The 20438-nt window shown below is 52.0% G+C and carries 21 protein-coding genes; 15 read left to right on the top strand and 6 right to left on the bottom strand.

Annotated elements, in window-relative coordinates:
* Positions 1-47: 47 nt before the first annotated feature.
* Positions 48-1676 carry an acyl-CoA synthetase gene (locus ACFOMG_RS16120; RefSeq protein WP_376868154.1) on the bottom strand — a complete coding sequence of 543 codons (1629 nt, stop codon included), beginning with the start codon at positions 1674-1676 and terminating at the stop codon, positions 48-50.
* 143 nt (positions 1677-1819) lie between these two features.
* Positions 1820-2167, bottom strand: coding sequence for an Mpo1-like protein (locus tag ACFOMG_RS16115; protein WP_376868152.1), 348 nt, complete (start codon positions 2165-2167; stop codon positions 1820-1822).
* 344 nt (positions 2168-2511) lie between these two features.
* On the opposite strand from ACFOMG_RS16115, the gene ACFOMG_RS16110 reads away from it, so the two are divergent.
* The gene (locus tag ACFOMG_RS16110; RefSeq protein WP_376868150.1) at positions 2512-3741 is read left to right on the top strand and encodes a polyhydroxyalkanoate depolymerase; all 1230 of its coding nucleotides are present in this window, start codon (positions 2512-2514) and stop codon (positions 3739-3741) included.
* 32 nt (positions 3742-3773) lie between these two features.
* Here the strand turns inward: ACFOMG_RS16110 and ACFOMG_RS16105 are convergent, their stop codons facing one another.
* The gene (locus tag ACFOMG_RS16105; protein ID WP_376868148.1) at positions 3774-4484 is read right to left on the bottom strand and encodes a hypothetical protein; all 711 of its coding nucleotides are present in this window, start codon (positions 4482-4484) and stop codon (positions 3774-3776) included.
* Between the two features lie 155 nt (positions 4485-4639).
* Here ACFOMG_RS16105 and smrA point away from each other — a divergent pair, with 155 nt between their 5' ends.
* Positions 4640-5236, top strand: a complete 597-nt coding sequence (gene smrA / locus ACFOMG_RS16100; protein WP_376868146.1) for a DNA endonuclease SmrA — start codon at positions 4640-4642, stop codon at positions 5234-5236.
* Between the two features lie 47 nt (positions 5237-5283).
* Here smrA and ACFOMG_RS16095 read toward each other — a convergent pair whose 3' ends face one another.
* Positions 5284-6066 (bottom strand): substrate-binding periplasmic protein, encoded by a 783-nt coding sequence (locus ACFOMG_RS16095; RefSeq protein WP_376868144.1) that lies wholly within the window; start codon positions 6064-6066, stop codon positions 5284-5286.
* A 224-nt stretch (positions 6067-6290) separates the two neighbouring features.
* On the opposite strand from ACFOMG_RS16095, the gene ACFOMG_RS16090 reads away from it, so the two are divergent.
* From ACFOMG_RS16090 to ACFOMG_RS16045, 10 genes are all read left to right on the top strand, one after another.
* Positions 6291-7217, top strand: coding sequence for an alpha/beta hydrolase family protein (locus tag ACFOMG_RS16090; RefSeq protein WP_376868142.1), 927 nt, complete (start codon positions 6291-6293; stop codon positions 7215-7217).
* Positions 7218-7295: 78 nt separating this feature from the next.
* Positions 7296-7940: a guanylate kinase gene (gmk, locus tag ACFOMG_RS16085; protein WP_376868140.1), complete on the top strand. Its 645-nt coding sequence runs from the start codon at positions 7296-7298 to the stop codon at positions 7938-7940.
* Positions 7941-8058: 118 nt separating this feature from the next.
* The gene (gene rpoZ / locus ACFOMG_RS16080) at positions 8059-8292 is read left to right on the top strand and encodes a DNA-directed RNA polymerase subunit omega (protein ID WP_376868139.1); all 234 of its coding nucleotides are present in this window, start codon (positions 8059-8061) and stop codon (positions 8290-8292) included.
* Positions 8293-8317: 25 nt separating this feature from the next.
* The gene (gene spoT, locus ACFOMG_RS16075) at positions 8318-10438 is read left to right on the top strand and encodes a bifunctional GTP diphosphokinase/guanosine-3',5'-bis pyrophosphate 3'-pyrophosphohydrolase (RefSeq protein ID WP_376868137.1); all 2121 of its coding nucleotides are present in this window, start codon (positions 8318-8320) and stop codon (positions 10436-10438) included.
* A 2-nt stretch (positions 10439-10440) separates the two neighbouring features.
* Positions 10441-10824, top strand: coding sequence for a RidA family protein (locus ACFOMG_RS16070; RefSeq protein WP_376868136.1), 384 nt, complete (start codon positions 10441-10443; stop codon positions 10822-10824).
* A gap of 132 nt (positions 10825-10956) precedes the next feature.
* The gene (locus ACFOMG_RS16065) at positions 10957-11466 is read left to right on the top strand and encodes an RNA methyltransferase (protein ID WP_376868134.1); all 510 of its coding nucleotides are present in this window, start codon (positions 10957-10959) and stop codon (positions 11464-11466) included.
* A 67-nt stretch (positions 11467-11533) separates the two neighbouring features.
* Positions 11534-12028 (top strand): LabA-like NYN domain-containing protein, encoded by a 495-nt coding sequence (locus tag ACFOMG_RS16060; protein ID WP_376868133.1) that lies wholly within the window; start codon positions 11534-11536, stop codon positions 12026-12028.
* A gap of 59 nt (positions 12029-12087) precedes the next feature.
* Positions 12088-12303, top strand: a complete 216-nt coding sequence (locus ACFOMG_RS16055) for a ParD-like family protein (protein WP_376868131.1) — start codon at positions 12088-12090, stop codon at positions 12301-12303.
* A 4-nt stretch (positions 12304-12307) separates the two neighbouring features.
* Positions 12308-13084: a type I methionyl aminopeptidase gene (gene map, locus ACFOMG_RS16050; RefSeq protein ID WP_376868129.1), complete on the top strand. Its 777-nt coding sequence runs from the start codon at positions 12308-12310 to the stop codon at positions 13082-13084.
* A gap of 107 nt (positions 13085-13191) precedes the next feature.
* Positions 13192-13848, top strand: a complete 657-nt coding sequence (locus tag ACFOMG_RS16045; RefSeq protein WP_376868127.1) for a cytochrome b/b6 domain-containing protein — start codon at positions 13192-13194, stop codon at positions 13846-13848.
* Positions 13849-13937: 89 nt separating this feature from the next.
* Here the strand turns inward: ACFOMG_RS16045 and ACFOMG_RS16040 are convergent, their stop codons facing one another.
* Together ACFOMG_RS16040 and ACFOMG_RS16035 are read right to left on the bottom strand one after the other, a co-directional pair.
* Positions 13938-14375 (bottom strand): c-type cytochrome, encoded by a 438-nt coding sequence (locus ACFOMG_RS16040; RefSeq protein ID WP_376868125.1) that lies wholly within the window; start codon positions 14373-14375, stop codon positions 13938-13940.
* 108 nt (positions 14376-14483) lie between these two features.
* Positions 14484-15083, bottom strand: coding sequence for a TetR/AcrR family transcriptional regulator (locus ACFOMG_RS16035; RefSeq protein ID WP_376868123.1), 600 nt, complete (start codon positions 15081-15083; stop codon positions 14484-14486).
* Positions 15084-15244: 161 nt separating this feature from the next.
* Between ACFOMG_RS16035 and ACFOMG_RS16030 the strand changes: the two genes are divergently transcribed.
* The 3 genes from ACFOMG_RS16030 to ACFOMG_RS16020 all read left to right on the top strand — a co-directional run bounded on the left by ACFOMG_RS16030 (position 15245) and on the right by ACFOMG_RS16020 (position 20355).
* Entirely contained in the window at positions 15245-17116 is a 1872-nt protein-coding gene (locus tag ACFOMG_RS16030) for an acyclic terpene utilization AtuA family protein (protein WP_376868121.1), read from the top strand.
* Positions 17117-17265: 149 nt separating this feature from the next.
* The gene (locus tag ACFOMG_RS16025) at positions 17266-18894 is read left to right on the top strand and encodes an acyl-CoA carboxylase subunit beta (RefSeq protein ID WP_376868119.1); all 1629 of its coding nucleotides are present in this window, start codon (positions 17266-17268) and stop codon (positions 18892-18894) included.
* Between the two features lie 303 nt (positions 18895-19197).
* Entirely contained in the window at positions 19198-20355 is a 1158-nt protein-coding gene (locus ACFOMG_RS16020; protein WP_376868118.1) for an acyl-CoA dehydrogenase family protein, read from the top strand.
* Positions 20356-20438 lie beyond the last annotated feature (83 nt).

Raw genomic sequence — 20438 nt, 5'->3', positions numbered from 1 at the left:
AAGCCTGCTGATGTTTCAGCAGGCTTTCGGGGTATGAAACAGGAAGCTCAGAGCTCTTTGGATTTTTCGCGCAGAACAAACTTCTGGATTTTACCGGTTGAGGTTTTCGGCAGTTCGCCAAACTCGACGTAACGCGGCGCTTTAAAATGCGCCATGTTATCGCGACAGAAAGCGATAACCTCTTCCTGTGATGCTTCGGCGCCGTCTTTCAGTTTAATAAACGCACACGGTGTCTCGCCCCATTTATCATCTGGCTTGGCAACCACGGCCGCTTCTTCAACATCCGGGTGACGATACAACACATCTTCCACTTCGATGGAGGAAATGTTTTCACCACCGGAGATGATGATGTCTTTTGAGCGGTCTTTAATTTCGATGTAACCATCTTCATGCCATACCGCCAGGTCACCGGTATGGAACCAATCACCACTGAAGGCCTCTTCAGTCGCCGTCGGGTTTTTCAGATAACCCTTCATCACAATATTACCGCGTACCATGATTTCACCGATGGTTTCACCATCACGTGGCACCGGTTTCATGGTATCGGTATCAGCGATCATCAGGTCTTCCTGCATCGGGCTTTTAACCCCCTGACGGGCTTTTAATGCAGCGCGTTCGGCCAGTTCCTTATCGTTCCATTCATCGTGCCAGGCACACACCACACACGGGCCGTAGGTTTCAGTCAGGCCATACACATGGGTGACGTTAAAGCCCATGCTTTCCATGCCTTCAATCACCGCCGCCGGTGGCGCCGCACCGGCGACCATGGCATTAACCTGATGTTCAATACCGGACTTCATCTCTGCTGGGGCATTGTTCAGCATATTCAGCACAATTGGCGCACCACAGAAATGGGTCACCTTGTTTTCTTTGATTTCATGGTAAATCGCGTCCGCACGCACATGGCGCAGCGAAACACTGACACCCGCCGCCGCCGCAATGCTCCATGGGAAACACCAGCCATTACAATGGAACAGCGGCAGAATCCACAGATAAACCGGATGACGACCCATATCCCAGGAAATAATATTATTCGCCGCATTCAGGTAAGCACCGCGATGGTGATACACCACCCCCTTTGGATTACCCGTCGTGCCTGAGGTGTAGTTCAGGGTAATCGCCTGCCATTCATTTTCCGGCAGCTGCCAGTCGTAGTTATCTTCAGCCTGTTCCAGCAGCTGATCGTAGCTGGTATCACCCAGCAGTTCACCCTGATCGTAATACGGATCATCGATAGCGATCACGGTTGGCTTAACAGCCACCATTTTCAGGGCCTTACTGGCGACCTCTGAGAATTCTTTATCAACAAACAATACTTTGCTTTCTGCATGTTGCAGGATAAAAGCCACCGCTTCCGCATCCAGCCGGGTGTTAATGGCATTCAGCACCGCACCACACATAGGCACACCAAAATGTGCTTCAAACAGCGGTGGAATATTGGCACACAGGAAAGACACGGTATCGCCGGTCTTAATGCCCATGCCCGCCAGACCCGACGCCAGGCGCACGCAGCGCTCATAGGTTTGCGCCCAGGTATAACGGGTATCCTGATGAATCTGAGCAGTACGGTTTGGATAAACAAAGGCCGCGCGCTGCAGATAGCTGACAGGACTCATAGGGGTGTAGTTAGCCGGGTTAGCTTCCAGGCCTAACTCATAAATATTATGGTGTTGCATAAAGGAACTCCGGAGTTGTTCTTATCTGCCGAGTAATAAGCGACGTATTAGAAAGTTCCGGAGTCTGAGTGAAAATCCGACATAGGTAGCATTCAACTAAGTAGAACTACGTAAGTAACTCCACAAAAACCAGCCTGGATCGGCTAGCTTCCCTGTTTCGGCATTTTCGCCGCCAGACGTCCGGTCAGGAAGTCTTTCAACATGACCCAATCCCCCATAAAACTCCAGAGCGGATAACGAAAAGTGGCCGGTTTGTTGTGCTCGAAGAAGAAATGCCCCACCCAGGCCTGGGCATAACCCGACACCGGTGCCGCCAGCATCCAGAGGTAGTGACCACTGACCAGCGCCCAGGTCAGAATGGTCAGCGCGCTGAGCGTGCCGGTGTAATGCAACACCCGACAGGTAACATTGGCATGCTCTGCCAGATAATACGGATAAAACTCAGCAAAACTGCTGAAATTTTCGGTTTTCATCGCAGTCGGTTCAGACATGTGCGCTCTCCACAGTTGTTATTGTTATCGGCGTTGTTATTGGCGTTGTTATCGGCGTTGTTATCGGCGTTGTGACTCACAACATTTGCCAACAGCATACCGCGATTGCCGTCAGAACGATTAGCTTTGCGCGCCAGCAAGTTATCCCCAGCGGCCAGCCACTAAGAAATTAGTACTAATAAGAGCCAGAGAACCACCAGCCTGCTATCCGGCAGCGACGCGCAGCCTGACCAGTTTGACACTTTTTGTTACTAAATTGGTCAGTTGTCTTCTGCCGACTCATGCTAAGGTTTCTGTCATTGGTTAAATAATCAACAATCTCACCCGAGCTACGGGAGACGACAATGCTCTATCGTATTAACGCTCATATAATGCACGCCATGCAGCCGGTGCATGTACTGGCGCGTCAGGCGCGTCAGTATTTATACCAGCCCTGGAACCCACTGAGTTATTCCTGGCATTACCGCACCTTACGCGCCTGGCTGGAACTGCTGGAACGTCTTACCGACTATTATGAAGAGCCGGAATGGGAACTCGACAGCACCCGGATTAACGGCCGCGAGGTTGGCATTGAATATAAGGTTGTAGCCGAAAAGCCCTACTGCAACCTGCTGCACTTTCGGCGTCGCAGCCGCAAGCTGGAGGCACAGCCCAAAGTACTGATGGTGGCACCGATGTCGGGTCACTTCGCCACTCTGTTGCGCGGCACTGTGCGCGAGTTCCTGCCCGATCATGAGGTGTATATCACCGATTGGCGTAATGTCCGCGATGTGCCCGCCAGTGAAGGGGAATTTCATTTTGATGATTACGTCGAATATCTGATCGGTTTTCTCGAACACCTGGGCCCAGATACTCATGTCGTTGCAGTTTGCCAGCCCTGCGTTCCGGCCCTGGTCGCCGCCGCTGTAATGGCCGCCACCAACAACCCGAATCTGCCCTCCAGTATGACGCTGATGGGCGGACCGGTGGACACCCGGATCAACCCGACAGACGTCAACGATTATGCTTCAGGCAAGGATCTGGAGTGGTTTGAAAATAATGTTATCTGCCGCGTGCCCCCGGGCTTCAAAGGCCGCGATCAGCTGGTATATCCCGGTTTTATTCAGTTATCCGGCTTTATGTCGATGAATATGGATAACCACGTCGCCAAACACTTTAAGTTTTTTAACGACCTGATCAAAGGTGACGGTGACAGCGCCGAGGCCCATCGCAAATTTTACAACGAATATCTGGCGGTCATGGATATGCCGGCACATTATTATCTGGATACCATTCGCAAGGTGTTCCTTGAGCATCAGTTGCCGCGTGGTGAAATGCAGTATCGGGGGGAAAAAATTGACCTGACGGCGATTAAAAAGATGGCGCTGATGACCGTCGAAGGCGAGCTGGATGACATTACCGGGCGCGGCCAGACCAGTTGTGCGCTGGCATTGTGTTGCGGAATTGCCAAAAGCCGAAAACACCATTATGAAGCTCAGGGGGTCGGCCACTACGGTATTTTTAACGGCCGGAAGTTCCGTGAAAGTATCGCTCCGAAAATTAAACAATTTATGGTGAAACACGCTCAGTCCTAGCCCGGAATATACCGGGCCAGAGCCTGTCACCTTTACCAGTCGTTATAACCTTTGCGCAGACCACCATGACGCACTTCGGGAGAAGTATCACGACGTTGAGGGTGGTGCTGCTGGTGTTGGTGTTGTTGCTGGTGTTGTTGCTGGTGTTGCTGACGTTCGCGCCGTAACTCCCGGGCATGATGCCAGCGTTTATTCTGATGGGTTTTCATCGCCTGCCACTGCTGGCGCTGGTCACGGGTCAGAATCTGTTCCAGCGCCGAGTCAAATTGCGCCCGTGCCTGACTGCGTTGTTCACGATCAACCGGCCACAGATAACCAGCCGGCTGTTCATCCATCACCTGGCGCAGCTGTTGTTGCTGATCAGCCGTCATCTGCAGTCGTCGTGCGACTTTTTTCAGCCGCTGGTTCAGTGCATGCTGACGCTGTTCAGCAATCAGGTTGCTGGCCTGGGCTTTCTGTTCGGCAGTTAACACCTGCTGAATTTCCTGGCGCATTTGTTTCATCAGCACACCTGCCTGCTGCCGTTTGGCGCCATGCTCCTGTGCGCTCTGACGCATTTCCCGGAATTGTGCCTGGTACTTATCTTCAATCGCCTCAATCTGAGCTTCCTGCTGCTCACTCAGCTCAAGCTGATCTTCCCAGGCTATGCCGCGCTCAGCACGACCATCAAAGGCCAATACCTGAGCACTGATCAAGGTGCCCACTGCCAGGCTGGTAATGGCAGGTAACCTTAGTTTTTTCATCGCCTTCCTCCGGTTGTGGGGGCTTGTTTACCAAACCCATACTACGGATATCGGATTATAGTTGTGTGTCCGTTCGCAAAGAATTGTCACACCTCAGTGCTGCGGCGATATAATGGCCGCTGAACACGTAGTACCCAGCCGAGTGAATGGTCGACATGAGTGACACTGATAACAATGAAGACGATCTGTTTCTGCGCGAAATGCAGGGCGTCGAGCCGTTGCAAGCCAGGGAAAAAGTCACCCTGAGCAAGGGCGATATTAATAAAGCCAATGCCGCAGCACGGAAGCAGGCGGCGGCTCAGGAAGCCGAACAACAGCAGCAGAATCATCTGCAGACCAGTGACGTCACCCGGGTTGGTCCACACGATATCCTGGGGTTTAAACGTCCTGGCATTCAGGATGGCGTATTCCGTAAATTACGCTTGGGAAAATACGAAATTGAGGCACGGCTGGACCTGCACCGCCGTACAGTCGAGCAGGCCCGGTCTGAGCTGTTCCGCTTTATTCAGGACTGCATGGAACACGACATTCGCTGCGTTCTGATTTTGCCCGGCAAAGGTGACCGCAATATCGAAGACCCGGGCATTCTGAAAAGCTATCTGGTGCACTGGCTGGAAGATCTGGATACGGTACAGGCCTTTCATACCGCGCAGAAACATCATGGCGGCTCCGGAGCCTTCTACGTGCTGCTACGGAAAAGCGAACGCAAGAAACAGGAGGCACGCGAGCGATACAGCAAAGGCCGGATCTGAGCCGGCCTCCGCTCGTGTGCAATAGCTATCCTAAGCCTTATGATTGGTTACTGCGTCCGTGCTTCCCACTCTGAAATTCCCTGCTTCAGATACTGTGCCATGAGCTCTTGTTGTTGTGCGCTGATCAGGATGTCCGACAACTTCTGGCGCAGTTCCGGTGTGTTGCAATCGGATTTTTTAGAGATGGTCAAAAACAGGTCTTCGCTACCAATCGGCACATCCAGTGCCTCGATCTGATCCAGAATACCCAGCTCCGCGGCGTAGGCACGAGCGGGATTATCTTCATAGATAAAATATTCAACCCGGCCCCCCAACAACATATTCAGCCCCTGGTTCAGGCGCACCGCTTCATGGATATTAAGGTGATGCTCGGCGTATTCATCAAACGCCTGACCAAAACTGTTGTTAATCACGGTTACGCCAGAACGCCCCTGCAAATCACTCCATTGCTGATATGGGAACGCCCCTGCTTTCCTGACCCACACGGCGGTGCGGGTTTTCTGGAAGGCCGGGCGAATGTAATCCATGCGGTAGCTGCGCGGCACGGTATAAAATGCACCGGCAATCAGGTCGATCTCGCCTTCCGCCACGTCTTCCTGCACTCGCCCCCAGGGGCCAACGTACTTCAGTACAATCTCAATGCCGAGTTGTTGAGACACGTAATCCATCAGCTTGGGGATTGCACCAAGCATTTCCAACGAGTCATCACCGGCGCGCCACAAGTAAGGCGGGTATTCAGAGTTACCACTGGCGGTTAATCGCCGACACTCTTCACTCAGGGATGACAACGGCAACAGTGCCAGCAGTAACAGAACGAAGCGCAATAACATGCCAGAGCTCTCCACGTAATCGACTAAAACAAGCTGTCTGCTTATAAGATTAGTCGGCCCTGCAGCGAATGCAGTGATCTGGCTAAAAAGTCACGGCTTAGTCAATCAGCTGATAGATAATGCATGCAGTGCAACTTTTGATCATAAATGTGTCACTCCTGGTGCATTACCGGCTCTCCACAGGGCGATACACTGGAGACACATCATCAGCCAGTGAGCACACCATGTCTCAAGCCAGTATTCAGCCACAGACCCCCGATCCCATCAGTGTCAGAATCACCACTGACGACGGTTATCAGTTGGCCGGCAGCGAGTATCGTCCAGCGACCGCTGAAAGCAATGGCAAGGCTGGCATAGCAGCAGCGCCCGGACATGGCATCGGTGTCGTGATTAACGGCGCCACTGGTGTGTTGCGCCAGTACTACGATGGTTTTGCCCGGTTTTTATGTCACCAGGGGTTCACCGTACTGACCTACGATTTTCGTGGCATCGGCGGCAGCCTCCAGCATGCTCCCGGTGCTCCCGTACCAACCATGCTGCACTGGGGGCAACGTGATATGGATGCGGCCCTGAGTTTCTTTATGGAGCGACATCCGCAGTTGCTGGTCAAAGGCATTGGCCATTCCATTGGTGGCCAGCTACTGGGGGTATTACCCGATAACAACCGCTACCATGGCTTCCTTAATATTGCCTCTCAACACATTTACTGGAAAAACTGGCCGCTGCGAGACCGGGCGCTGACCGCCGCCTTCTTTTTTGGTGTGCTGCCGCTGTTTTATAAATCGGTTGGCGGTCTGCCTAAGTGGGTATTAGGGGCCGAGTATCTGCCCAAACAGGTCGCCCGCGACTGGAGTCGCTTTGGCCGCAACAAGGCCTATATCGCCGATGAGCAGGGCCAACCGTTGCGCCAGGGTTTCAGTGGTTATCGTGGTCGTATGCGTTTTTATGCCATGGCCGATGACCGCCGCTTTGCGCCACCGGCGTGCGTCCGGGAGCTGGAAAAGTTATTCAGCAATGCCGATACCGAGGTCAGGGTGCTGCATCCCCGCGACTTTGATATGAAAGCCATCGACCATTTCGGCTTTTTCAAAAAATCGATGCACCAGCGGGCCTGGCAGGAAAGTGCCGACTGGCTGGCCCAACCGGCATGATTCATACCCGCAGCGGGTCAGCTCGGTTATACTTAGGCGATTATCCTGTTTATAACCCGACCTGTTGCGACGAGATTCATGGCTCCTCAAACCTCAACTTCATTTACCGGTACCCTGTTTATTTTTTCGGCACCTTCCGGCGCCGGCAAAACCAGCCTGGTTAAAGCCCTGCTGGACTGTACCTCACACATCGGCGTGTCAGTTTCACACACCACCCGGGCACCCAGGCCGGGCGAAGAAAACGGCAAAGACTACAACTTCGTCAGTGTTGATGAATTCCGCCAGCTGATCGGTGACAACGCCTTCCTCGAGCACGCCCAGGTATTCGACAACTATTACGGCACCTCACAGCACTGGGTTGAAAATGAACTGTCTGCCGGCCGCGATGTGATCCTCGAAATTGACTGGCAGGGCGCGGCCCAGGTTCGTCATCTGATGCCGGACGCTGTCAGCGTGTTTATTCTGCCGCCATCGATTGAGGAGCTGGAACAGCGCCTCAGCGGGCGAGGTCAGGACAGTGCCGAAACCATCGCCCGGCGCATGCAGGATGCCCAGAGCGAAATGAGCCATTACGGTGAGTTCGACTACCTGATTGTTAACGACGAGTTCGACAATGCGCTGCAGGAATTGCGGGCGGTTGTCGTCGCCCGCCGCCATCGCCTGGCAGCACAACAGGTGCGCCACCAGTCAATGTTACAGGCGCTGCTGGCTGCGCGTGACTGAATTCGTCGCGGCAAACGGATAAAAATCAGACAACTTCCCGCTCCAAGGCTTCCTTTGTGGCGGGAATTGATTAAAATGTTCGGTTCCACCGAATTTAACTTTATCGACAGGATTGCACATGGCCCGCGTAACCGTAGAAGATTGTTTAACTAACCTGAATAACCGTTTTGAGCTGGTCATGCTGGCCACCAAGCGGGCACGTCAGATTGCTGTTCAGGGTGCCGAGCCACTGGTAGCCGAAGAAAACGACAAGCCAACCGTACTGGCTCTGCGCGAAATTGCTGAAGACCTGGTTACTCCGGAGAGCATGGCCGCACAGGAAGCAGCCGCAGCACGCGCAGAAGAATACTGAGCAACAACGAGGTTATTCAGCTTCCGTGCCCACCCTTAATGCCCTTGAAGAGCGACTGAGCAAGTATCTGAGCAACAGCCAGATCAAACAGGTCAGTCGCGCTTATTATTACGCAGAACAGGCCCACGAAGGCCAGCGCCGCCGCAGCGGTGAGCCCTACATCATCCATCCCCTGGCGGTTGCCAACATTCTTGCTGATATGCACCTCGACCATCAGAGTCTGATGGCCGCGATGTTGCACGATGTCATCGAAGACACCGGTATCCCGAAAAGCGCCCTGGCACAACAGTTTGGCAATGTCGTCACCGATCTGGTCGATGGCGTTTCCAAACTGACGAATATCCACTTCGAAAGCAAAGAGCAGCAACAGGCGGAAAACTTTCAGAAAATGGCCATGGCCATGGCGAAAGACATCCGGGTGATACTGGTTAAGCTGGCCGACCGGCTGCACAATCTGCGTACCCTTGGATCACTGCGGCCGGAAAAACGCCGCCGTGTGGCACGGGAAAGCCTGGATATCTATGTGCCGATTGCGAACCGGCTGGGCATTAACGATATTCGCATCGAAATGGAAGAACTGTGTTTCGAAGCCATTTACCCGATGCGTTCCGGGCTGATTGCCAAAGCGGTAAAAGCCGCCCGTGGTAATCGCTCAGAAATGGTGGATAAAATATCGTCAGCTGTGCGTAATCGCTTAGGGGAAGCCAACATTCAGGCACGGGTGGTTGGCCGCGAAAAGCACCTGTCGAGCATTTACAATAAAATGCGAGAGAAGCGCAAATCGTTAACCGACATCATGGACGTTTACGGTTTCCGCATCATCACTGACAGCGTCGACGACTGCTATCGTATTCTCGGCGTCATGCACTCACTGTATAAGCCGATTCCCGGGCGTTTTAAAGACTATATCGCGATCCCCAAGGCCAATGGCTATCAGTCGTTACATACGACCTTAATCGGTATGGGTGGCGTGCCAATCGAGATTCAGATCCGCAGCGAAGAAATGGAAGCCATGGCTAACCATGGTATTGCTGCTCACTGGTTGTATAAATCCGAAAGCGATCAGACCAGCGGCACTCAACGGGCACGTCAGTGGGTACAGAATTTACTGGAGCTGCAGAAAAATGCTGGCAGCCCGATCGAATTTGTCGAACACGTTAAAGTCGATTTATTCCCGGAAGAGATTTACGTCTTCACTCCAAAAGGGACAATTCTGGAATTACCCGCCGGTTCTACCGCCGTCGACTTTGCCTATGCGGTGCATACCGATGTCGGCAACCGCTGCATCGCCTGCCGCATTAACCGTCAGCTGGCACCGTTAAGTGCCACACTGCAAAACGGCCAGACCGTACAGATTGTCACCGGTCCGAACTCCAGTCCGAACCCGGCCTGGCTCAATTTTGTAGTCACCGGCAAAGCCCGCTCCAATATCCGCAGCTATCTGAAGAACCAGCGTCGCAGTGAGTCGGTATCTCTGGGCGAACGGCTGCTGAATAAAGCACTCAACGACCTGACCAAAACCCTGGACGATATCGACCAGATTCATATCGAACAGGTATTAAAAGAAACCGGGCTGGAAACCTTCGATGATCTGCTGGAAGAAATTGGTTCCGGCAGTCGTATGGCACCCATCATGGCGCGCCGTTTATTGGTCGCCAATAAAGACACCGATATCGACCTCGATGCATACGAACAATCGCCGCTGGCGATTAAAGGCACCGAAGGTCTGGTGGTCAGTTTTGCCAAATGCTGCAGCCCGATACCCGGTGATGCCATCGTTGGCCACGCCAGTTCAGGACGTGGTCTGGTAGTACACACCGAAGCCTGTAAAAACGTTCAGGATTACCAGAACAACCAGGAAAAATTTATTACCCTGTCCTGGGATAAAGATATCGACAGCGAATTCACCGTCGACCTGCGTGTGTATCTGGAAAACCGCCGCGGCATCGTGGTCGAGCTGGCCAGTGCCATTAACCAGGCCGACGCCAGCATTGAAAAAATTGATGTTGAAGAACGCGATGCCCGCCTCAGCGTTATTCATATGAAAGTCAGCGTTCAGGGTCGTCGCCACCTGGCCCGCGCTATCCGTCGCCTGCGAAATATTCGCGGGGTCAATAAAATTGTTCGCAGAAAAAATAAGGACTGACCATGGCACGTGAAATTATCGCCACCGACAACGCTCCAGCCGCTATTGGCACCTACTCGCAGGCGGTTAAAGTTAATAAAACGGTGTATCTGTCGGGTCAGATCCCACTGGTACCAGCAACCATGGAAATGGTTGATGGTGATATTGAAGCCCAGATCCATCAGGTGTTTAAAAACCTGAGTGCCGTCTGTGAAGCCGCGGGTGGTCAATTACAGGATATTGCCAAACTGAATATCTTTCTCACCGACCTGAGCAATTTCACCACGGTTAATCAGGTCATGGCGCAATACTTTGAACAGCCATATCCGGCCCGGGCAGCCATTGGTGTTGCTCAGTTACCGAAAGATGCCGGTGTTGAAATGGATGGCATTTTAGAGCTGGACTAACAGCTATTCAAAATAACAAGAAGTGGCTGATGGCTTTTCAAAAGCAGCGACATAATATTGCCATTGGCTACTTTCTCAGGCCCCGACAGTGAAAACGTCGGGGCTTTTTATTTTTTTAAAGCATCAGTTTTTATGAACAAAACCAAAGTTACCATCGGATTAACTAACCCCAAAAGCCCATCCAATGTTGGTTCGGTTATGCGGGCAGCCGGCTGTTTGGGCGCGGATGAAGTGTATTACACCGGCCGCCGTTACGATATTGCTGCCAAATTCAGCACCGACACACAAAACATCAGCGACAAAATTTTGCTGCAAGGTGTTGAATCATTAATTGACTGCGCAGACCCACAAGCAAAAATCGTCTGCGTAGAATTAGTCGAAGGCGCCACCTGTTTGCCTGATTTTAAACACCCACAAAACGCGCATTATATTTTTGGCCCGGAAGATGGCAACATCAGCCAGGCCATCATCGACCAGGCTGATGAGGTGGTGTATTTACCCACCATCGGCTGCCTGAATCTGGCGGCGACGGTGAATGTGGTTTTATACGACCGGGTCTCTAAAGCAGACCTCAGCTTCGCCGGCGATGATTTGATTCGTGCCAGCCGTGATGTGAATAATCGCGCAAAAGTGAAACGTTAAACTCCGTCAGATAATTGAATGCTAGCGAAAGAATTCCGCTAGTATTCCGAATATTCAGAGAAAAGTGATGCCCGCCAACAACGTCGTTATTCTGGTCGATGTGCAAAACATCTATTACACCTGTCGCCAGGCATTTGGCCGCAACTTCGATTACAACCAGTTCTGGAAAATAGCGACGCACAGCGCCGATGGTTCACCGCGCAAGGTGGTCAAAGCCATCGCTTATGCGGTGGATCGTGGTGACGAAAAACAAAAACAGTTTCAGAATATCCTGCGCGCGATTGGCTTTCAGGTAAAACTCAAACCTTATATTCAGCGTGCCGATGGCACGGCCAAAGGCGACTGGGATGTGGGCATTACACTGGATGCGGTGGAATACGCAGCGGAAGCCGATACCCTGGTATTGGCTTCCGGTGACGGCGACTTTGGTATTCTGGTACAACGTCTGCAACATAAATTCCGCACCCGGGTTGAAGTTTATGGTGCCGAGCCCCTGACCGCCGACTCACTGATCGCCGCAGCGGATCAGTTTGTTGCAATCAAACCCACGCTGCTGCTGTAGACGCCGCCGCCTTCAATAACATACGATCCGTATACGTTTTATATATTACTGAGATCACCATGGGCATCGTCAAAATCTCCGATGAACTGCATGAAGAAATCCGAAAATCGAGTGCCGTCATGTCACGTTCAATTAACTCCCAGGCAGAATTCTGGATTCGTATGGGTATGTTGGCCGAGCTGAATCCGGAACTGACCTTCCGCGACATTGTGCAACAACAGCTGGAACACCATCAGCTGGATGTCAGTAAACTGAAATTACAGCGGGCGGGATAACCAGATGCAGCAACAACCCAATATTAAAAATGCCGAACAAGCAGAACTGATGCGCGAATCCGGGCGCTTATTAGCCCAGGTGTTTGCCATGCTGGATGACTTTGTTAAACCCGGAGTCACCACCATGGCAATTAACGATGAAGTGGAACGTTTTATCACTCAGGAGTTACAGGCACGTCCGGCCAGCAAAGGCCAATACGACTATCCCTATACACTGAATACCTCGGTCAATGAAGTGGTTTGCCATGGCATGCCTAACACCACTCACCCGTTAAAAAGCAGCGATATTATCAACCTCGATATTACTCTGGAAAAAAACGGATTTATCGCCGACTCCAGCAAAATGTATGTTATGCCGGATGCATCACCGGCAGCGCGTAAACTGGTAAAAACCACCTACCAGGCGATGATGGCCGGCATCGAAGTGGTTAAGCCCGGTGCCCGTTTGGGTGACGTTGGCCATGCCATTCAGCAGGTCGCGGAAGCGGAAGGGTACAGTATTGTACGGGAATATTGTGGCCACGGTATTGGCCGCGAAATGCACGAAGAACCCCAGGTATTACACTATGGCCGGCCTGGCACCGGACTGGAACTGAAAGCAGGCATGACCTTCACCATCGAACCTATGGTAAATCAGGGCAGCTACCGCACCAAAACCAAAAAAGATGGCTGGACCGTGGTAACCAAGGATAAAAAATTATCCGCTCAGTGGGAGCACACTATTCTGGTGACCGACGATGGCTATGAAATTCTGACATTACGGGCAGAAGAAAAAAACTGACACGGCATCTTTTCAATTCTTTTCGCTGTCCTGCGCGGCTCTGCGGTAAGCTATAGGCCGCGCTGGCCAACCGGTCAGCCGCAGCGATTTTCTGCGAGACGTTAACCATGACACAACCCTCTTCCGCCCTGATCTGGGACAGTTTTACCCGTCTGTTTCACTGGCTATTGGTCGCCAGTATCGGCCTGGCCTGGTGGACCGCCGAACAGGGTGGCGACTGGATGGAGTGGCATCTGCGTTGTGGGTACGCGGTATTATCACTGGTTGGCTTCCGCCTGATCTGGGGCTTTGTTGGCAGCCGTTATGCCCGCTTTGGCAGTTTTGTACGTTCTCCGGCCAACACCCTGGATTATGCCAAATCACTTAAAGCCGGTAGCGCACCTGAGTATCAGGGCCATAACCCACTTGGCGGCTGGATGGTCATTGCCTTGTTATTGCTGGCGTTAACTCAGGCGGCAACCGGCCTGTTCGCCAACGACGATATTTTTACCGAAGGACCACTGGCCAGCCTGATCAGCTACGATCTGAGCATCGAAATCACCCGCTGGCACGAAGCGTTATTTAACGTCATTCTGGTGGCGATTGGTCTGCATCTGGCGGGGGTGTTTTTCCATCAGCTAGTGAAAAAAGAAAAACTGATTCAGGCGATGATTCACGGCCGCAAACCCGCGGCCCCACAAACCGCGATCACCAGCCAACACTGGCTGCGGGGGCTGATTCTTGCCGCAGCATTCGCTGGTTTATTCGTCTGGCTGGGGTTTTAAACGGCGCCTTCCGCAGCCGTCTGAGGCCCATAAAAAACCTGACCTGGCTAAGCCGGGTCAGGTTTTTTTATATTAGCGGCGTATCTGAATCAGTCTTTATACTGGTCGTGACAGGATTTACAGGTTTTCGCCACCTGAATAAATGCAGGTTTAATCTGTTTTAAATCACCGCTTTGTGCCGCTTCCGCCAGCGCTGCCGTGTTGGTTTCAAACTTACCCATTAAACCGGCAAACTCATCCCATTTTTCTTCAATAACCGGCAACGCACTGGTGGCACGCGCATAAGTGCCGGCACGGAAACCATCCAGCGGCATTTTGCTTAATGCTGCCAGGTTCGTCGCACGACTGGCCATTTCTTCGGCGTTAAAGTCCTGCTTGCCTTTTACCATGTCAGCAATCGGACCGAACTGCCACTTAACCGCTTTAAAAATACCTTTCCGATATTCTACCGCTTCGAATGGCTTAACGTCGGCCAGCGAAGTTGACGCAATCGTTGCCAGAGCCACGGTCATTACTATTTTTTTCATCGTTCACTCTCATCTGTCATCATTGTTTTGTCTTAGTTTAAGCGACCAAAACATAACGGCCCAGTAATCCGTTGGTGGCATTACCATCCTTTACAAAAGTGTCAGCAACTATTTTACTGCCAGTGTCAGCGCATCCAAAGCCAGCTGTTCGATGCTGATTTCGCCATCCGCTTTATACCAGTTGGTCGTCCAGCTCAGTGCGCCGGTTAAAAACCGCCGCAGGATAAACGGATCGGTCTGTACCATACCGGCAGCACGGGCTTCGGCCAGGGTATCGAGCCACAACTGTTCGTAAATATCGCGCAGCGCCAGAATATGCTGCTGACTGTCGGGTTTTAACGAGCGCCATTCATACACCAGCACACTCATGGCTTCGCCGGTTTCCCCCAAAATCGACTGTAACTCACAGCGAATCAGTGCCAGCACCTTGTCGCGCGGACTCTCCGCCTGACTCAGCCCGGCCTGCATCAGCGCGGTATTACGAACGATGGTTTCCTCCATCACCGCCTTCAGAATGGCCTCTTTCGACGGATAATGATGAAACAGACTACCCGACTGAATGCCGATTTCAGACGCCAGATCACGTACCGTCGTACGCTCATAACCCTTGTGTTTAAACAGCTGTGCTGCCGCAGCCAATAACCGTCCCTTGGCGCTGCCCGGGTCGGTTAACCGGCCGTCATCAATTAATTGCTGCACAACTGTCATAAGGGCTTCCGCATTAAAAGGCTTCATTGTATGGGTCTTTTTCAGACAGTCCACAGTTTACCCTGCCCCCGGGGATTTACAAACCAAGCGCTTGCTTGGTAGTCTGTTTAACAATGAATCACAACTCACACCACAAGTGGCGACGTTAAAGGCAGGACAACATGAAACAAGCGGTCCGTATTGGCTGTGCCTCAGCTTTCTGGGGCGATACTGCTGCAGCTGCACAGCAGCTGGTGAATCAGGGCAAGCTGGATTATCTGGTATTCGATTATCTGGCCGAAGTGACTATGTCGATCATGGCCGGCGCCCGTCTGAAAAATCCACAGGCTGGCTTTGCCCCGGATTTTGTTCAGGTGCTGAAATCTGTATTACCCGGCATCGCCCAGCAGGGCATTAAGGTGGTCAGCAATGCCGGCGGCATTAACGTCCGTGGTTGTGCCGAAGCACTGCAGGCGGTCATTAACGATGCCGGGCTGTCACTGACGGTTGCGGCAGTCGAAGGCGATAACCTGACAGCGAACCAGGCCGATCTGGCTGCCGCCGGCGTTAAGGAAATGTTCTCCGCAGACGCCCTGCCCGACCAGTGTCTGAGCGTTAACGCTTATCTGGGAGCACCGGCCATTTACCAGGCGCTGAGTAGTGGTGCGGATATTGTTATTACCGGTCGCTGTGTCGATTCCGCCGTCGTACTTGGCCCGCTCATGCATGAGTTTAACTGGCAGGCAGACGATTATGACCTACTCGCTCAGGGCTCTCTGGCAGGTCATATCATTGAGTGTGGCGCTCAATGCACCGGCGGTAATTTTACCGACTGGCAGCTGGTCGCTTATGGTGAACAAAGCCGCAAAAATGGCGGTTACGCCAATATGGGGTTTCCGATTGTCGAGTGTGCTGCCGACGGCAGCTTTGTGGTGTCCAAACCGGAAAATACCGGCGGGCTGGTTTCGGTCCACAGCGTCGGCGAACAGCTGTTATATGAAATTGGTGACCCGGTAAATTATTGTCTGCCGGACGTTAGCTGCGATTTCAGCCAGGTTAAGCTGGAACAGCTTGGCGACAACCAGGTGAAAGTCAGTAACGCCAGAGGCCGGGCACCCGGTGATCGATATAAAGTGTCGGCCACCTATATGGACGGTTTCCGCTGTACCGCCACCTTTATGATTGGAGGCCGTGAAGCCGTACAAAAAGGTCAGGCCGTTGCGGATGCCATCATACAGCGCGTCAGCCGGCTGCTGAACATGCAGCAATTCGACGACTTTAAACAAACAAATATCGAAATTCTTGGCAGTGAAACCAGCTACGGTGCACACGCCTGCATGCAACATAACCGGGAAGTCACCGTAAAAATTGCGGTGCAGCATAACGACAAAGCAGCACTGGGAATTTTTGCCCGGGAAATTGCTCAGGCAGCCACCGCCATGGCACCGGGTATTACCGGTATGGTTGGCGGGCGGCCAAAACCCAGCCCGGTTATCCGTTTATTTTCTTTTTTGTGGCCCAAAGAACAGGTGCCTGTCAGCGTGCGCCTGATGAACACAAACGAGCCACAGGCTGTCGCTATCAATCACAGTGGTACCACGCCGGACCACAGCAGCGATATCCAGCCAGCCATCAACAGCGAAATCGCCACATTAACGGCAGAGGTGCCATTAATTTATCTGGCGCTGGCACGCAGCGGCGACAAAGGCAACCATTGCAATATTGGCGTCATGGCGCGTGAAGTCGAATACCTGCCCTATATTCAGCAGGCGTTACGTCCACAAGCGATCAGCGAATATCTGAGTCACCTATTGGATGCCCCCGACAGCCGCACCCGCCTGTTCCCGTTACCAGGGTTAAACGCCTTTAACCTGCTGCTGGAAAATGCCCTCGGAGGTGGTGGTATTGCCAGTTTACGTATTGACCCTCAGGGTAAAGCGGCAGCACAACAACTGCTCGATATGCCGGTTAAGGTAACGGCCGAAATTGCCGAAAACTCTTACCAGGCTTATGAAAAATTAACCCGGAATTTGGCTCCGTCACCCGAAGAATAAAAAACATGTTGAGTAAGATAAGTATTTTTCGTCGGTGCACAAAAAACCACATCCATGTGATCTTTGTGCACAGGCAACATCCTGTTGCCACACTCCGAAAAACACTTACCTCACTCATTATTCATAACAATATGAATCAGTAATTAATTATGACCCATTTATCTTCCGATATTGATAGCAACAGCGCTGAGTTTCAGGCTAACCGCGATGCCATGCTGGCGGCGCTGGAGGAATTCCGTGACATCGAACAAAAAGTGCTGGAAAAAGCGCAGCAAGCCAAAGAAAAGTTTGTTAAGCGCGGTAAGTTATTACCGCGTGAACGGCTGAATTTATTGCTTGATCCGGGTTCAGAGTTTATCGAGCTATGTTCACTGGCCGGCTACCGGATGTACGACGATAAAGACGGCAGTGCCGCCGGTGGTGGCATTATTGCAGGGATTGGTCATATTGCCGGAATTCGCTGCCTGATTCAGGTGAATAACAGTGCTATTAAAGGCGGCACCATTTCTCCGGCCGGGCTGGATAAAACCCTGCGGGTTCAGGAAATCGCCCGGGCGAATAAACTTCCTCTGGTCACCCTGGCTGAAAGTGGTGGCGCCAACCTGAATTACGCCACCGATGTGTTTGTTCCCGGCGCCCAGGCATTTGCCAATCAGGCACGCTTAAGTGCCGCAGGTATTCCTCAGATTACCGTGGTACATGGCAACGCAACGGCTGGCGGTGCCTACCAGCCCGGTTTATCCGACTATGTTATTGCTGTACGTGGCAAAGCCAAAATGTTTCTTGCCGGCCCACCGCTGTTAAAAGCTGCCACCGGCGAAATCGCCAGCGATGAAGAGCTGGGCGGCGCCGAGTTACATGCCTTAGACGCCGGCACAGCCGATTACCTGGCGGAAGATGATGCCGATGGTATTCGCATCGCCCGTGAGGTACTGCACTCCATTCCCTGGAACGAACAGCTGCCGTCGCAACAGGCTGTTGACTATCGGGAGCCGCTTTATTCTCCCGAAGAATTAATTGGGATTGTACCCGCCGACGCCAAAACACCTTATGACGTGCGTGAAATTATTGCCCGCATCGCCGACGGCTCAGAATTTCAGGACTTTAAACCACAGTTTGATCAACAGACCGTCTGTGGTTTCACTCATATCGGTGGCAACGCTTGCGGCATTATTGGTAACAACGGTCCGATCACTGCCAAAGGTGCAAACAAAGCCGCGCAGTTTATTCAGCTGTGTAACCAGAGCAATATCGCGTTGCTATTCCTGCACAACACCACCGGCTTTATGGTCGGCACCGAGTCTGAGCGTAACGGCATTATTAAACATGGTTCCAAAATGTTGCAGGCAGTCGCCAATGCCAGCGTCGCTAAAATTTCTATCGTCGTGGGTGGTTCTTACGGCGCCGGTAACTACGCCATGTGCGGCCGTGGTCTGGACCCTCGTTTTATTTTCGCCTGGCCAAACAGTAAAACCGCCGTGATGGGCGGCGCTCAGGCGGGCAAGGTATTACGCATCGTCACCGAAGACAAACAACGTTCGATGGGCATTGAACCAAACCAGCAACAGCTCGATCAGTTAGAGCAGATGACTGCCGCCAAACTGGATGCCGGCTCAACCTCATTATTTGGCACCGCACGACTATGGGACGACGGCTTAATCGACCCACGCGACACCCGACGCCTAATGATCCATCTGCTGGATATTTGCGACAAAGAGAAGCAACGTAGCCGCTCAAATAGCATTCAGAACAATAGCTTTGGCGTGGCGCGTTTTTAAAGCGTAAACCGAGAGATACAGCATCAGTGATCTGGTAAATAGTGTCATGACACGCCGTTAACCCATCCTTGGGGGCTCGACTATCACATCCCTGTGATAGACGGTCATAAACCACTATTCACCGGATCACTGACGCAAGAAGAGCTGCCTCAGAATAATTATGAACGACCTTCTATGGCATGGATGCCATAGCAGAGCTTCCAGGGATGGATTCACAGCGTGTCGGGCATGATTAATGTGAGGCAGTTCTGAATATAAAATTAAAAAATCAAATAGAAGTACCCGGCTAAAACGGAGCACACCATGATCCTGACACAAGAACATAAAGAGCTGAAACGTACCGTCCGCAATTTTGTGGAAAATGAAATCAACCCCCACGTTGATCAATGGGAAAAAGATGGCATTTTCCCGGCTAAGGAGTTGTTCAAGAAGATGGGAGAACTCGGCCTGCTGGGTATCAGCAAACCGGAATCGGCGGGTGGCATGGGGCTGGATTTTTCCTATGAAATGGCCGCAGCGGAAGAGTTCGGCGGTATTTTATGTGGCGGTGTGCCGATGGCGATTGGTGTACAAACCTGCATGGCCACCCCTGCCCTGGCACGCTTTGGATCAGACTATGTCAAAGAAACCTTCCTCGCTCCGGCCGTAGCCGGTGATATGGTGGCCTGTATTGGTGTCAGTGAACCCGGTGCCGGATCGGATGTGGCGGCGATTAAAACCAATGCCGTAAAAGACGGTGATGATTACATTATTAATGGCACCAAAATGTGGATCACCAACTCCACTCAGGCTGATTTTGTTTGTTTACTGGTGAATACCTCAGACGATAAACCGCATAAAAATAAATCCCTGATCGTTGTTCCGCTAAACCTGGAAGGGATCAGTTTTTCTGAAAAACTCGACAAGCTGGGAATGCGCTCCTCGGATACTGCACAGATATTTTTCGATAACGTGCGCGTGCCGCAGAAAAACCTGATTGGTTCCGAAGGCGCCGGATTTATGATGCAGATGATGCAGTTCCAGGAAGAACGGATGTACGTCGCAGCGATGTCATTAAAAGCGATGGAAACCTGCGTCAACAGCACCATTGATTACGCCCGCGAGCGCCACACCTTTGGTCAGCCTTTAATTAACAATCAATCCGTTCATTTCCGCTTAGCGGAGCTGCAGACCGAAATCGAAGCACTGCGTTGCATGGTATATCAGGCCTGTGAAGGATATCTGAATAAAGAAGATATGACGCGCCTGGCATCGATGGCAAAACTGAAATCCGGCCGTTTATCGCGTGAAGTAACCGATGCCTGTATTCAGTACTGGGGAGGCATGGGCTTTATGTGGGACAACATAGTGTCACGCTTTTATCGTGACAATCGTCTTGGTTCGATTGGTGGCGGTGCTGACGAAATTATGCTGGGTATTATTTGTAAATATATGGGTATTTTGCCAAGTCGTGGTAAGTAACTCTTTTACCCACCAAGATAGAGTCGAAGATATTGCGTAGTCAGGCTTTTTTTCCAGGGATGGAAAAAGAGAGCTACTAGGAC

It is taken from the genome of Bacterioplanoides pacificum, from assembly GCF_042648445.1.
Lineage (GTDB): Bacteria > Pseudomonadota > Gammaproteobacteria > Pseudomonadales > Oceanobacteraceae > Bacterioplanoides > Bacterioplanoides pacificum.
Note: the sequence above shows the minus strand (reverse complement) of the source record. Positions and strands in the feature narration are given on the sequence as shown.

Coding starts and splice junctions, on each gene's coding strand:
- ACFOMG_RS16025 (WP_376868119.1), top strand. CDS start 17,266: ATGACCCATTTATCTTCCGATATTGATAGCAACAGCGCTGAGTTTCAG.
- ACFOMG_RS16105 (WP_376868148.1), bottom strand. CDS start 4,484: ATGAAAAAACTAAGGTTACCTGCCATTACCAGCCTGGCAGTGGGCACC.
- ACFOMG_RS16035 (WP_376868123.1), bottom strand. CDS start 15,083: ATGACAGTTGTGCAGCAATTAATTGATGACGGCCGGTTAACCGACCCG.
- ACFOMG_RS16110 (WP_376868150.1), top strand. CDS start 2,512: ATGCTCTATCGTATTAACGCTCATATAATGCACGCCATGCAGCCGGTG.
- ACFOMG_RS16095 (WP_376868144.1), bottom strand. CDS start 6,066: ATGTTATTGCGCTTCGTTCTGTTACTGCTGGCACTGTTGCCGTTGTCA.
- ACFOMG_RS16020 (WP_376868118.1), top strand. CDS start 19,198: ATGATCCTGACACAAGAACATAAAGAGCTGAAACGTACCGTCCGCAAT.
- map (WP_376868129.1), top strand. CDS start 12,308: ATGCAGCAACAACCCAATATTAAAAATGCCGAACAAGCAGAACTGATG.
- ACFOMG_RS16045 (WP_376868127.1), top strand. CDS start 13,192: ATGACACAACCCTCTTCCGCCCTGATCTGGGACAGTTTTACCCGTCTG.
- rpoZ (WP_376868139.1), top strand. CDS start 8,059: ATGGCCCGCGTAACCGTAGAAGATTGTTTAACTAACCTGAATAACCGT.
- ACFOMG_RS16070 (WP_376868136.1), top strand. CDS start 10,441: ATGGCACGTGAAATTATCGCCACCGACAACGCTCCAGCCGCTATTGGC.
- gmk (WP_376868140.1), top strand. CDS start 7,296: ATGGCTCCTCAAACCTCAACTTCATTTACCGGTACCCTGTTTATTTTT.
- ACFOMG_RS16115 (WP_376868152.1), bottom strand. CDS start 2,167: ATGTCTGAACCGACTGCGATGAAAACCGAAAATTTCAGCAGTTTTGCT.
- ACFOMG_RS16065 (WP_376868134.1), top strand. CDS start 10,957: ATGAACAAAACCAAAGTTACCATCGGATTAACTAACCCCAAAAGCCCA.
- ACFOMG_RS16120 (WP_376868154.1), bottom strand. CDS start 1,676: ATGCAACACCATAATATTTATGAGTTAGGCCTGGAAGCTAACCCGGCT.
- ACFOMG_RS16055 (WP_376868131.1), top strand. CDS start 12,088: ATGGGCATCGTCAAAATCTCCGATGAACTGCATGAAGAAATCCGAAAA.
- smrA (WP_376868146.1), top strand. CDS start 4,640: ATGAGTGACACTGATAACAATGAAGACGATCTGTTTCTGCGCGAAATG.
- ACFOMG_RS16030 (WP_376868121.1), top strand. CDS start 15,245: ATGAAACAAGCGGTCCGTATTGGCTGTGCCTCAGCTTTCTGGGGCGAT.
- ACFOMG_RS16060 (WP_376868133.1), top strand. CDS start 11,534: ATGCCCGCCAACAACGTCGTTATTCTGGTCGATGTGCAAAACATCTAT.
- ACFOMG_RS16090 (WP_376868142.1), top strand. CDS start 6,291: ATGTCTCAAGCCAGTATTCAGCCACAGACCCCCGATCCCATCAGTGTC.
- ACFOMG_RS16040 (WP_376868125.1), bottom strand. CDS start 14,375: ATGAAAAAAATAGTAATGACCGTGGCTCTGGCAACGATTGCGTCAACT.